Genomic DNA, 12,748 nt, shown 5'->3' with positions numbered 1-12,748 from the left:
CACGATGGACTCCACACCGACCCCGCTCAGCCAGTCGCCCCACGCGCTGCTGCTCGCACAGCGGCTCGTGGCGCTGAACCTGCACCCCGAGCAGGACCTGCACCCGAGCTGGCTCCCGGCCGGCTGGCCCGCGCGGCACCGGCGCTTCGGTGCCGCCGGCCGCGCGGTGCTGGGTGACGTGTTGCGCGCCGCCGATGCGCCGCCGCCCGTCTGGTCGTTCGACGATCCGGCAGAACGGCTCGCACTGGTCGACGGCCCGTCGCTGCGGCGCCTCGCGGCCTACTGCGGCTTTGCGGTGCACCGCCCGGCGTTTCGCCAGCGCGGGCTGGCCCGGGCCCTCGAACGGCAGGCCCGGCGCTACGACGCGGATGCGGTGCCGTTCGTGCTGGACCGCCTGCCACACCTGGACCACTTCGCGATGAACCTCCGCGACCTGGAGGCGCGGCCCAGCGGTGCCGGGCACCTGGTGGTGGACCGCGGGCACCGGCTGCTGCTGGCGGCGCTGTCGGGCACGGGCGAGGTGCTGTCCGGCCACGTGCGGCGCAAGCTGCCGCGCCGCGTGTCGTCGCGTCCGCTGCCGGTGCTTCGGCCCGCGCAGCAGGCGCAGCTCATCGAAGTGATCCTGCTCTGCATCGTTCCCGAAAGGTTGCCGCAATGGGACTGGCTTTTCTGATCACCACCGACAACCTGCAGCTGCTGAGCGAACGCAAGGTGCTGAAGGAGGCCGAATATGCCGCGCTGCTCGACGCATCGCAAGTCGTTGCCGCCGCACAGGGCGAGGCGCAGCGCATCCGCGAGCAGGCCCGGGCCGACGCCATCGCCAGCGAAAGGAAGGGCTATGAGAAAGGTCTGCAGCGCGCGAAATCCGAGTACACGCAGCGGCTTGCTGCCGAGGCCATGGCAGCCGAGCGCCAGCTGCACGCTCTACGCGAATCGATGGCCGGCATCGTCGTCCAGGCGATCGGCCAATTCCTGGCCGACGCGGAACCTGCGGCCCAGTTCGAAGCGGCGCTGCGGCGGGTGGACACACTGATCCGCCAGGAGGCGTTCGTCAGCGTGCGTGTGCCACCCACCCGCGAGGCAGCGCTGCGCGCCGCGCTGACGCACTTCGCGGAGACGTCGCCGTGGGCAATGAACTGCCAGGTGCAGGCCGATGCATCGCTGGCGGACGGCATGTGCACGGTGCACACGGCGTCCGGCTCGATCGAGATCGGCATCGAGGCGCAGCTCGAGGCGTTCCGGCGCGCGGTGTTGCGGACGCCACCGGCAGGAGCGCGCTGATGGACCGGCCCGTGCCCGCTGCCGGCCCATCGCGCGCGGCGATCGGCCTCGTGACCGACCTGGCGCAGGCGATGGGGCGTGTGTCCCCGGTGGCCATGCGCGGCCGGGTGAGCCGTGCGGTGGGCATGCTGATCAATGCCACGGGCATCCAGGCCCACGTGGGCGAACTCTGCGAGCTGACAACCCCGGGCGAGCCGCCACTGCTGGCCGAGGTGATCGGCTTTTCGAACCAGACCGCGCTGCTCACGCCGCTCGGCCCCACCACCGGGCTGTCGGCGTTGACGGAGGTCATTCCGTCGGGCCGCGGCCATGTGTGCCCGGTCGGCCCCGGCCTGCTGGGCCGGGTGATCGACGCGATGGGGGCGCCGCTCGACGACCTCGGCCCCGTCGAGGCGCACGCGTTCCACCCGGTGCACCGCGGCCCGGTGTCGCCGCTGGCCCGGCGCCTGATCGAACGGCCCATCGTCACCGGCATCCGCGCCATCGACGGCTTGCTGACGATCGGCGAAGGCCAGCGCATCGGGGTCTTTGCCGCACCGGGCATGGGCAAGAGCACGCTGCTCGGCATGCTGGCGCGGCAGTCCGATGCCGACGTCAACGTGGTGGCATTGATCGGTGAACGCGGGCGCGAGGTGAAGGAGTTCATCGAACATGAACTCGGTGCGGCGGGCCGTGCCAAGACGGTGATGGTGGTGTCCACCTCCGACCGGCCGCCGATGGAGCGGGTGAAGTCGGCCCAGGTGGCCACCACGATCGCTGAACACTTCCGCGACCAGGGCAAGCGGGTGATGCTCGTGGTGGACTCGCTGACGCGCTTTGCGCGGGCGCAGCGCGAGATCGGCCTGGCCAGCGGTGAACCGCCCACGCGACGCAGCTACCCGCCGTCGATCTTCTCGATGCTGCCGCAGCTGCTGGAGCGCGCCGGGCAGGGGCGCACGGGGTCGATCACCGCGGTGTATTCGGTGCTCACCGAAGGGGACGAAGACAACGACCCGATCGCCGAGGAGGTGCGGTCCATCCTCGACGGGCACGTGGTGCTGTCGCGCAAGCTGGCCTCCGCCAGCCACTACCCCGCGATCGACGTGCTGGCGAGCGTGAGCCGGGTGATGCCGCAAGTGGTGTCCCCCGAACACCAGGCCGCGGCATCCGCCTTCCGCTCGTTGATGGCCGCGTACCAGGAGGTGGAACTCCTGGTGCAGATCGGCGAGTACCAGGCCGGCAGTGATCCGCGGGCCGATGCGGCGGTGCGGCTGCGCGCCGAGATGCAGGCGTTCCTGCGCCAGCCGCCGCGAGACCCCGTGGCCCTGACCCACACGCTGTCGGCGTTGCGCCAGCTGTCGGAGTGACACCATGACGATCGACTGGACCTTGCTGATCCGCGTGCGTGAACGCCACCGCACGCTGGCGCTCGACCGCGCGCGGCGCGAACGGGTGGAAGCCGAGGCCCGCGCGGACCAGGTGCGCCAGGCCGAAGCTGCGCTGGAGGCCCGGCAGGAGGTTCGCAGCGCGCTCTGGTCGGACGTGGCATCGGGCCAGCCGGGCGGCCTGCGCATGGACGACCTGCGCAACGTCTCGGCCTGGAGCCGCCGCCTCGACCGGCAGGTGGCGGAGGCCGGCGTGGTGGTCGAGCGCACCTGCGCCGAAGCGGCCCGGCAGCAAGCGCGGGTGGCCGAGGCCCGTGAACGCGTTCGCAAAGCGGCCGCCGAGTGCCAGAGCGCTGTGCGGATGTCCGAGCGCGCGCACACCGATGCCACGCGGCTGCGCGAGCTGCGGTTCGAGGACGCGGCCGAGGAAGCGTCGTTGCGTGTGTGGTCCACGTCTCGCGAGGAGGGCTGACGGTGTTGCCTGCATCGATGGCCTCCTTCGAGGCACTGCTGTTGTCGATCGTGATCACGCTGCCGCGGCTGGTGGCCATCTTCGCCGTGGCGCCGTTCCTGTCGCCGCGCATGCTGACGGGGCCGGCGCGCAACGGGTTGCTGCTCATCCTCGCGCTCTTCCTGTCGCCCATCGTCGGCGACCTGCCGCCCATGCCGGTGCCGATGCTGCTGCTGGTCGCCGCCAAGGAGGTGCTGATCGGCACGCTGCTGGGCCTCGGCTTCGGCATCTTCATCTGGGCCATCCAGAGTGTGGGCGACCTGATCGACTTCCAGACCGGGTCGGCCAATGCCACGTTCTTCGACCCCGTGGGCGGCCACGAAGGCGGCCCCACGGGGGCGTTCCTCGGCATGCTGGCTATCACGCTGTTCGTGGCGGCCGGTGGGTTGCTGGCGATGCTTGGCGTCGTGGTCGATTCCTACCGGCTGTGGCCGCTCAGTTCATTCCTCCCGGACGTGGGCAGGGTGCTGGAGGAATTCACCATCCGCCAGGGCGACACGCTGTTCCTGTGGATCGTCAAGCTGGCCTCACCGGTACTGCTCGTGCTGGTGCTCGTGGAGCTGGGGCTCGGCCTCGTCAACCGTGCTGCGCCGCAGCTCAACGTCTTCGTGTTCTCGCAGCCGCTCAAGAGCCTGCTGGCCACGCTCATGCTGACGCTGTTCCTCTTTTTCGTGTACGACTCGCTGGTCGAATTCCTGCGCCCGTCGAACGGCGTGATCGAGTTCCTGCGCCACGCGCTGTAGGTTCCCATGGCCGAGAAGACCCACGACCCCACGCCGAAGCGCCTGCGCGATGCGCGCAAGCGTGGCGAGGTGGTCTTCAGCGCTGACGTGGCGTCCACCGCCGTGTTCGTGGGTGTGGTGCTTGCCCTGTGGCTGCTGGGCGCCACCGGGTTCAGCGCACTGCGCGAGTTGTGGCTGCACGCGACCAACGGCGCTTTGCTGAGATCTCCCGGCGCGAGCCTGCCGGGGTTGCTGCAGCACGCCCAAGCCGTGTGGCTGTGGGGCGTGCTGCCCGTCGCCGGCGTGGCAGCGTTCGCGGGCATCGTGGGCTCATTCGTGCAGGTGGGGGCGTTGGCCGCCTGGCAGCGGCTGAGCCCCGACGTGAACCGCCTCAATCCGGCCGAAGGCCTCAAGCGCATGTTCTCCACCCGCAGCCTGATCAACCTGGTGAAGGTGGTGGTCAAGACGCTGCTGTTGGGGGCCCTGCTCTTCGTGGTGGTGCGTGGGTTCATCGAAACCGCGCTCAAGCTGGGCTACGTGGACCCGGCCTCCGCCCTGAACGTGGCGGCTCGCATGGTGCTGGTGACGTTCGCCTGGGCCGCCGTCATCTACGCCGTGATGGCCGTCGTGGACTTCGTGCACCAGCGGTACGAGTTCATCAAGCAGCAGCGCATGTCGATCGAAGACCTTCAACGTGAATACAAGGAGAACGAAGGCGACCCGCTCACGTCGGCCCGGCGCAAGTCAGCCCACTTCGAGCAGGTGTACGCGAGCCTGGCCGACCGCGTGCGGGCGGCGTCCGCCGTGATCCATTCGCCCCGCGTCGCCGTGGCCCTGCAATACCTTGGCGAGAAGGACTTGCCGCGCGTGATCGCGCGCGGTGAGAATGAAGTGGCCGCCCAGATCCGCCGCGCCGCCGGCGAGGCCTTGGTGCCGCTGGCCTTCGAGCCCTCTCTCGCCGAGCGCCTCTACGCCGAAGTGCCTGAGGACATGGCCATTCCCCGCTCGTTGTACGAACCGGTGGCTCGCCTGTTGCGCTGGGCGCAAGGAGACGAGCCCACGCCACCGGCGCCTCCGCCAGAACCGGAAGGCGATGCCTCATGAGCAGGCTCGCAAGTCCGGCTACGAGAACTCGTGGTTGCCGTGGCCGGAGGGCGCGACTTAGAGTCTTTCCGATCGTGAACTTTCGCACGGACTTCCCTCGCGATTGCCGCGTGGATCGACGCGACTTCTCCGCTCGTCCCGGCGCCACTCGAGTCCCCCAGAAACCCGTCGCAGCAAGGGCCCCGGTGCCCATGGTGTTCGAGCCCTCGCTGGCCGAGCGCAGGCCGACGAAGCATGAACCGATGTTGACTGAAAGGATGCAGCCATGTTGATTGCAGATGGTGGCGGTGGATATCGCCCGACCGTGGTGCCGATCGTGGACCAGCCCAAGCCGCAACCTGCCGCGGCAAAGAACAATTCCTCGGCCGCGGCGGACCGTGCCCGGGAGGTGCAGCGACAGATCGAGGCGTTGCTGGAACGCATTCGTGAGATGCAACGGCAGGCGGCGGAGGCCCGACGGCGCGCCGCCGAGGCGCAGCAGAAGGCCGAGGCGGCGCGCGAGGCTGCCGACGCGGCGCGCCGGAAGGCCGACAAGAGCAAGTTGGCGGTGGACGAATCCGAGGCGAAGAAGGCCGAGCAGGCCTACTCGCTGGCCGACGCGCGCGTCAAGAAGGAGACGGCTGACGCCCAGCGCCATGACAAGGAGGCTGCGCTGGCCACGGCACAGGTGGCCCAGAAGAAGGAGGCCAAGAAGAGTGCCGACGGCAAGGCCTCGGACGAGGCCAACCAGAAGGTGGACAAGGCCCAGGAGAAGCTCGACGCGGCCAGGCACACCAGCAACCTCTCCAACGACAACCTCGACTACCAGGAGAAGGAGACCAAGGCGCAGGACGCGGAGGCCAAGGTCGCGAAGCTGACACCCGCGCCGGGCCGGCCATCAGACACCATCACCGATGCCGAAAGCAGTGCGCTCGAGGCAGCTCAGGACAAGGCGACGAAGCTGCGCACCGACGCCGACGCGGCCAAGGACAAGTTCACGACGGCCGTGGGCGCCGAAGCGCCACTCGACTTCTACGGCGCGCCGCCCGCCACGCAGGCCGGCGATCCGGCGACCCAGGTCCCTGGCGGAGCGGCACTCCCCAACGACCCGCTGCATTCGCCGCTGCTGCAATTCCTGCAGGTGTCGCCCCCGTCGTCCAGCCCGCGCAGCGTGTTCATGCTGCCCAGCAGCGCCACCCCCAAAACGGCGGTGCCAGCGGACGTCACCAAGACGCTGAGCGGCATCGCCGACGGCAAGACCGTCGACGACATCGCGAAGCAACGTGGCATGACGGCGGACCAGGTGGTGAGCGAAGCGAAGGCGGCGGGTGTCACCATCGAGTCCGGCCAGGCCGACCCCAAGACCCAGCAGTCCGGCATCACCGTCAAGCGGGGCGATTCGACGCTCGTGTACACGCGCGACGAAAAGAACGGCTCGCTGACGGTGAAAGCCACCTTTGCCGACCGCAACGCGCCCGGTCCGGTGGGCACCAAGACCGTGGAGGCCACGCGCGACAAGGACGGCCGCTTCATCCAGCCGGCGAAAGACGGCAAGACGGGCGACACCACCACGCACATCATCGATCCCAACGCCGGCACCCGCACCGATGTCGTCGACAAGAAGGACGGCACGCGCACCGAGACCACGACCGACCTCACGGGTGCCACGGTGAAGCGCGCCGTCGAGCCGGGTGAAGGTTACCTCGACGTGGCCAAGGCCGCGGGCCTCACGCCCGAGCAACTGCTGGCGCTGAACCCCGGCGTGGACTACGGCAAGCCGCTCAAGGAGGGGCAGGAGTTGGTGGTGTCCGACGTGCGCACCACCACCACCACGACCCAGAAGGACGGCACCAAGCTCGAGAAGACCGTCGAGAGCGATGGTTCGCAGCACGTGGTGGCCACGACCCACGATGGCCGCCGCGTCACGTTGATGGGCGAGGGCGACCCGGACAAGAGCCAGGGCGAGGAGGTCCGCAAGGGACTGTTCGACGACAACAAGAGCGTCGCCGACCTGGCGAAGTCCATGGGCATGACGGAAGAGCAGGTGCTGGCCGCCCTGCCACCCGGCGCCGTGAACGACACGAAGTCCAAGTCCGACGGCGCCACCGACATCCGCACGATCTACGACCCGAAGAGCAACAAGGTCATCGTCGAGACGCACGATCATCGGCGCGATCGAACGTCTCGCGAGATGATCGACGACAAGACCAGTTTCAAGGTCCGGCAGTACGACCCCGACACGAAGAAGTACGTGATGAAGGACGTGGCAGGTGGCGTGGGCTACCTGCAGAAGCTTGCCGACGACCAGCGCAACAGCGTCGGCGACCTCGACCAGAAGATCTCTGACCTCGACAAGACCATCCGCCTTTACAACCGGATGGGCGAATCCACGAGCGACCTCCGGTCGCAGCGGCAGGAGCTCGTGGACCAGCGCGACAACGCCAAGGGCGAGTCCGACATCGCCCAGGCGCGTGCCACCTCAGGATTGCTCGAGAACCAGCAGGTCAAGGTCGACAAGGCCGCCGCCGACGCCTACCAGCGGTTCTCCGTGGCTCGCCCGGGAAGCGACGAGCAGAAGGAGGCCACCAAGGCCCTGGACGACATCCTCGCGCTCACCGACAAGGTGGACCGCCTGGTCAAGTCCGGCGACAAGGACGTCGAATTTCTCGTCGCCGACCTCGCCCGCCAACAGAAGCACAAGGGCAAGGTCGACGCCGACGAGAACCTGCAGGCAGCCTTCCAGAAGTGGAAGGATGAGGTCTGGATGTGGCAGACCGTCGACGACAAGACGGCCAAGGACCTGAAGGAGAAGGGCCAGCGACCCGCCACGCGTGTGTTCGCCAGCACCGACCAGGAGAACGAGGTCGCCTGGGAGGCCTTCGAGTACCAGCAGGAGAGCTGGGCCGAGTATGGCACCGACGATGCCAACGACATCGAATTGGCGGCGCGCAACGCTTGGGTGAAGCGCGACGAGGCCGGGGTCGCGGAGGTGAAGTCCAATGACAAGTACTACGAAGTGGCCGTGGACAAGGGCAACGCCGACGCCCATGTGGTCCAGGGCGACATCGACCGGCTCCAGTCCAAGAAGGACGCCTGGGTGGCGGTTCATCCCAAGGATTTCTCGGAGAACTTTCCGGCAGTGAAGGGTGAGCACGGCGGGCAAAAGGAGCTCGACCAGCTCAACGACCAGCGCACGGAACTCGAGGTCGGGGTGGTCCTCGACACCAAGTCCCGGAAGTACAACAAGTTCCTCGAGGGTTTGTCGGTGGGGGACCGCGAGGACCCCGAGAAGCTCAAGGAGAAAAGTCAGGAGTATGGTGAGAAGAACGCCAAGGACATCGAGGCCTACAACCAGCGGATCAACGACCTGCAGATGGCGGGCCTGAACAAGCGGGCAAAGGTGTCCGATGCCTACGTGACCCAATGGGCCAAGGACAACCCGAAGCGGCAGGACCAGCTCGATGCGTTGTCCACCAAGGGCATCACCAACCTGCGCATGGTCGACAACCTGCTCGATCAGCGCAAGGACCTGTTGAACTCGTCGCACGAGTTCAAGCAGTTGAGCTCGGCGCTGGACCTGCAGAGTGACACCGAGTTCAAGCTGACGCAGATCGGTGACCAGGACGTGGCCGGGGTGCAGAAGGACCTGGATGGCATCGACAAGACCGTCGAGGGCCAGACCTGGTTGCGCGACATGTGGTCCAACACGGCCGATGAATCTCAGGAGTGGACCCAGGACCAGCGGGACCAGGTGCGGCAGCTGCGCGACGACCTGGCTTCGGGCAAGATCTCTGCAACGGAATTCACGCAGCGTCGCGACGAGCTGATGGACAGCTACGGCTTCGAGTCCATCGACGTCGGGCAGGAGCTCCAGGACAACAACGAGACCTGGGCGGTGGTTGACGACGTGGTGCGCATGGCGGCCACGGCCGCGGCGGGCATCGGCACGACCCTCCTCACCGGCAACATCGTGGCAGGCATCGCGGTGGGCATCATGGTCAACCAGGCGTGGGATTCGACCAACGACATCTACGCCGCCGCGAATGGGAACGACATCTATGCCGATGGTCACTCATCGTTGTTCACGCTGGGCGTGCGCGGGGCCGCCACCCTGGGCGGCGCGGACGACCTGACGCTGGACGAGACGCTGTTCACGCTCAAGGACGAGGCCGTTGACATCGCGAACGCAGCGGTGTCGGCCACCGGTGCCGGGGCAGGGTTGCGCACCACAGGGGCCTTGACGGCCAAGGTGGCCATGAGAAAGGGCCTCGACCTGGCGGCCGGCGACACCCTGAAGTGGGGCGCCCGCGCCGGCGTGGGCGCGAAGGCCGGGTTTGTGGCACAAGGGGTCGATGGCGCGGGGCGTGTGGCCGTGGAGATGCTTGACGTGGGGCTGGACGGCCAGTTGGGCAGCGACGAAGGCGTGGCCCGCATCGGCACCTCGATCACCAACGGGTTGGTCGGGCTTGGCACGTCGTGGATCACGGGTGGCATCTCTGCCGCCATCCCGCTCAACCGGGCCACGATCTTCTCCCCGACGCTGTTGGCGCAGGGCGCGAACGACCTCGCCGGGAGCTATGGCACCGGGCAGCTCATCTCGCTGGCGAACAACGGTCGGACCATGAACCGCAACGAGACGATTGCGGCGGCGCTGCAAGCCGTGCCGGGCACGATCCTGAACATCGGCCTGCACCCGTCCTGGCACGAAAAACCTGCGGGACAGCCCGCCAGCGCGCGGACGCCGAGAACACCCGGCGTGGACCAGGACGGCAACCCGCTGGTGCCGGAGTCCTTGCCAGGCGGCTGGGACAAGGTCGCGGCCGATGCCGACGCCCTGATCAGCACCCATGAGCAATCCCTGCAGCCGGGGTCCACGGTTGCGCCCCACACCCCTTCGGCGTCCGAGACGGCCTTGTTGCACTGGCTGCAGCAGGACCCCGCTCCAGGGGCGGGCACGGTGTTCGTGGTCTCCACGCGCGGCCCGAAGGACACGATCTTCGCCTCCGATGGTGGTGTTCGCGCACGCAACAGCGACACGTATGGCACCTTCGCCGAAGCGAAGGCGGCGGCTGCAGCAGCGGGTGGGGGCTGGGTCAACCGGGGGCAACCGCGCACGAGCCGACTGCCGATGTCGGCCCGCGTGCGACTGCGAGCCGACGAACTGATCGGCGCGATGCACGTCAACAAGGACGGCAACGTCCTGCCGTACGGCATCCCGAACAGCAAGCATGGAGACCTGCGCCTCGTCCCGACGGGTGATCCCGGCCCGAAGGCCCGGATCAAGAACGCGTTGGCCGCGGAGCCCACGAACGCGAAGATCGATCCGATCCAGATGATGAACATCGCCGCCGGGGCGCGTTTCGTCGCGGAGGCCGCGCGCGCCACGTCGGTCTTCTCGTGGGGCAGCAACGCGGACCGGGTGATGAGCGTGGCACCGGGGCCGTTGTCCGGCTTTGGCCGCGTGGCCTACCTGTCGTCGTCCCAACGGGGCAAGGAGGCGCTCGCGGCCGCGACGGTCGGCAACACCGACAAGGCCAACAAGCTGATCAACAAGGTCATCAAGGGCACGGGCCTGCGCGGCGACAAGGTACTGGACCCCGCCGATGCCCAGCGCATGCGGGACAACGTCACGAACGTGGCAAAGGCCGGCACGAGGGTGCAGAAGGCACTGGACGACCTGGGTGTCGATGCCCCTCCGGCCAAGAGCTACCGCATGCATGAACTGGACAAACCTGCCGACCTTGTGCCCGCACTGAAGGCTGACAGCCTCGACGCTCCGGGCATGGACGGTTTCGTGGGAACGCTTCGGGCCGAGACGGGCGGTGAGTTCCAGGGCAAGTCCGTGACGGACACCCAGGCGGCGCTGGTCAAACGCCTGGATGGCAAGGACGCGAACGAACTGCAGCAGATGCGCGATGACGCGGCCAACACCTCCCCGGAGGCCCGCCTGCTGCGTGAAGTCCCGTCGACCTACGACCGCCTGCACGGCAGGGCGACCGCGCGCACCAAACTGAATACGGCGCACAAGGACCTCTACAACCTGTTGGTCGGCATCGTGGGGGTGGACGGCAAGATCAATCGCGGCAACATCGAGGGCCTGTCCGGTCGCCCCAACGCGTCCGACATCACTCTGGGGAAATCCGGCCGCGATCTCGGCGAGGAAGCACTGGCGGCGGCCACGCTGGGCGACACGAACAAGGCGGGCAGGCTGATCGACAAGGTCATCGCCGGCGCCACCTCCCCCGACGGCCGGGTGCTGGCTCCGGCCGATGCCCAGGCGATGAGGGACAACATCGCGAGCGTGGGCGACGCCGGCAAGAAGGTCCAGTCCGCGCTGGACAAGCTGGGCACCGACGCACCACGCGCCAAGCTCTTCCGCCTGAAGGCGCTGAAGACGCCGGCCGATCTGGTCCCCGTGCTGAAGCCCGAGAGCCTTGCCGGGCGTGGCATGGGCAAGTTCGTGGGCAGGCTCCGCGCGGACGCGGGCGGAGACTTCCACGACAAGTCCGCGTTGGAGACCCAGGCCACACTGGCCGGGCGCCTCGACGCGATGGATGCGGGCGAATTGCAGCAGGCGCGCGACGCTGCGGCGAACACGTCACCAGAGGCCCGCCTGTTGCGTGAGTTCCCGACGGTCTACGAACGCCTTCACCGCAGGGCGACCGGACGCACCGAACTGAAGGCCGCACACCAGGACCTCTACGACACGCTGGTGCGGACCGTGGGCATCGACACGAAGCTGAACATGGGCACGGCCGAAGGCCTGGCCGGCAGCACCAACTCGCCGAACACCCAACTGGGGAAGTTCAGCCGCCGCGCGGTCATCATCTCGAACGTGAACCTCGCCGTGGGCGCGGGCTTCAAACAGCGCGCGGCAGGTGATGGGGGGTGGCTGACCGAGTTTGCGAACGTGGCTGACTTCTTCACCATCGGCACCGCCGGCATGAACATCGTCTACAACCGGAAGGTGGAGTCGTTGTCCGACGTGAAGGCGGCGGTGAAGGCCGAGGCGGAAGACGCAGGAATGACGTACGACGAGTACATGAAGGGCACCTCACCCGAACAGGTTGCTGCGCAGAAGCTGGTGAAAGATGCCAACGGGGAAAAGGACAAGTGGAACAAGTACCGCGATTTCGCCGGAATCACCAGCGGTGTGCGGGCGTTCGCCCAAGGCGCGCTGCTCATGCAGCTGGATTTCAGTGCCGTCCCGGGTGGCGCGTGGATGCAGGGTGGGTTGGTCGGTGCATCGTTCCTTCAAGGCACACTGACGATCGGCTGGGTGGGCCTGCAGCAGTACATGCCTTTGCGCAATGGCAACCTGCCGAACTTCACCAAGTATGCCAAGTGGACCACTGCAGCCGCCATCGTGTTGGTGCCCCTCACGACCCAGGTCGTGACCGCCTTCATCACGCCGGGAGGCGAAAAGAAGGACAGCTACTACGCGGCGTTGTGGAAGATGGTCTTCCCCGACAACTCGCCGGTGGACAAGAACGGCGCCCTGCCGTGGGCCGTTCCGACCGAGCACGCGGGTGACCCTCCGGGCGACACCGGGTTCGCCCGTGTCGAGCCTGAACCGTTGCCAGGGCTTCAACCGGTGCAGGCGCGCCGGGTTGGTGGCGGCACCACCAACCCGGCGCTCGCGCAACTTTTCAACCTCAGCCCGAGGTTCGAATCGCGGGTGAACGACGGCAACGTCCCGGATGTCCCGGGGGACCCCGACCGCCTGCTGGACAGCTGGGATTTCCAGCTCGGCGACCGGTGGGCCACGGCATGACGTGACACGGGCC

General features: G+C 67.9%; 7 protein-coding genes. All 7 read left to right on the top strand.

The genetic code is table 11. The features are described 5' to 3' along the window. The first annotated feature begins 4 nt into the window (after positions 1–4). The 7 genes from ASC87_RS02265 (at position 5) to ASC87_RS02235 (ending at position 12,735) form a co-directional block, all read left to right on the top strand. Entirely contained in the window at positions 5–673 is a 669-nt protein-coding gene (locus tag ASC87_RS02265) for a hypothetical protein (protein ID WP_056656027.1), read from the top strand. Beyond that, positions 655–1,281 (top strand): type III secretion system stator protein SctL, encoded by a 627-nt coding sequence (sctL, locus tag ASC87_RS02260; RefSeq protein WP_056656024.1) that lies wholly within the window; start codon positions 655–657, stop codon positions 1,279–1,281. The genes ASC87_RS02265 and sctL overlap by 19 nt, the downstream gene beginning before the upstream one ends. Then, the gene (locus ASC87_RS02255) at positions 1,281–2,627 is read left to right on the top strand and encodes a FliI/YscN family ATPase (protein WP_056656022.1); all 1,347 of its coding nucleotides are present in this window, start codon (positions 1,281–1,283) and stop codon (positions 2,625–2,627) included. The genes sctL and ASC87_RS02255 overlap by 1 nt, the downstream gene beginning before the upstream one ends. Before the next feature lie 4 nt (positions 2,628–2,631). Further along, positions 2,632–3,117 (top strand): hypothetical protein, encoded by a 486-nt coding sequence (locus ASC87_RS02250; RefSeq protein ID WP_056656019.1) that lies wholly within the window; start codon positions 2,632–2,634, stop codon positions 3,115–3,117. Positions 3,118–3,119: 2 nt separating this feature from the next. Beyond that, a complete protein-coding gene (gene sctT, locus ASC87_RS02245; RefSeq protein ID WP_369820727.1) occupies positions 3,120–3,899 on the top strand; it encodes a type III secretion system export apparatus subunit SctT in 780 nt (259 codons plus the stop codon). A 6-nt stretch (positions 3,900–3,905) separates the two neighbouring features. Then, entirely contained in the window at positions 3,906–4,982 is a 1,077-nt protein-coding gene (locus ASC87_RS02240) for a flagellar biosynthesis protein FlhB (RefSeq protein ID WP_056656012.1), read from the top strand. 265 nt (positions 4,983–5,247) lie between these two features. Beyond that, entirely contained in the window at positions 5,248–12,735 is a 7,488-nt protein-coding gene (locus ASC87_RS02235; protein WP_056656008.1) for a hypothetical protein, read from the top strand. Positions 12,736–12,748: the final 13 nt, after the last annotated feature.

It is taken from the genome of Rhizobacter sp. Root1221, from assembly GCF_001425785.1.
In the GTDB taxonomy this organism is placed as follows: Bacteria; Pseudomonadota; Gammaproteobacteria; order Burkholderiales; family Burkholderiaceae_C; genus Rhizobacter.
Note: the sequence above shows the minus strand (reverse complement) of the source record. Positions and strands in the feature narration are given on the sequence as shown.

Bases quoted from the DNA above. Each gene is read 5' to 3' on its own strand.
- ASC87_RS02265 (WP_056656027.1), top strand. From the start codon at position 5: ATGGACTCCACACCGACCCCGCTCAGCCAGTCGCCCCACGCGCTGCTG.
- sctL (WP_056656024.1), top strand. From the start codon at position 655: ATGGGACTGGCTTTTCTGATCACCACCGACAACCTGCAGCTGCTGAGC.
- ASC87_RS02255 (WP_056656022.1), top strand. From the start codon at position 1,281: ATGGACCGGCCCGTGCCCGCTGCCGGCCCATCGCGCGCGGCGATCGGC.
- ASC87_RS02250 (WP_056656019.1), top strand. From the start codon at position 2,632: ATGACGATCGACTGGACCTTGCTGATCCGCGTGCGTGAACGCCACCGC.
- ASC87_RS02240 (WP_056656012.1), top strand. From the start codon at position 3,906: ATGGCCGAGAAGACCCACGACCCCACGCCGAAGCGCCTGCGCGATGCG.
- ASC87_RS02235 (WP_056656008.1), top strand. From the start codon at position 5,248: ATGTTGATTGCAGATGGTGGCGGTGGATATCGCCCGACCGTGGTGCCG.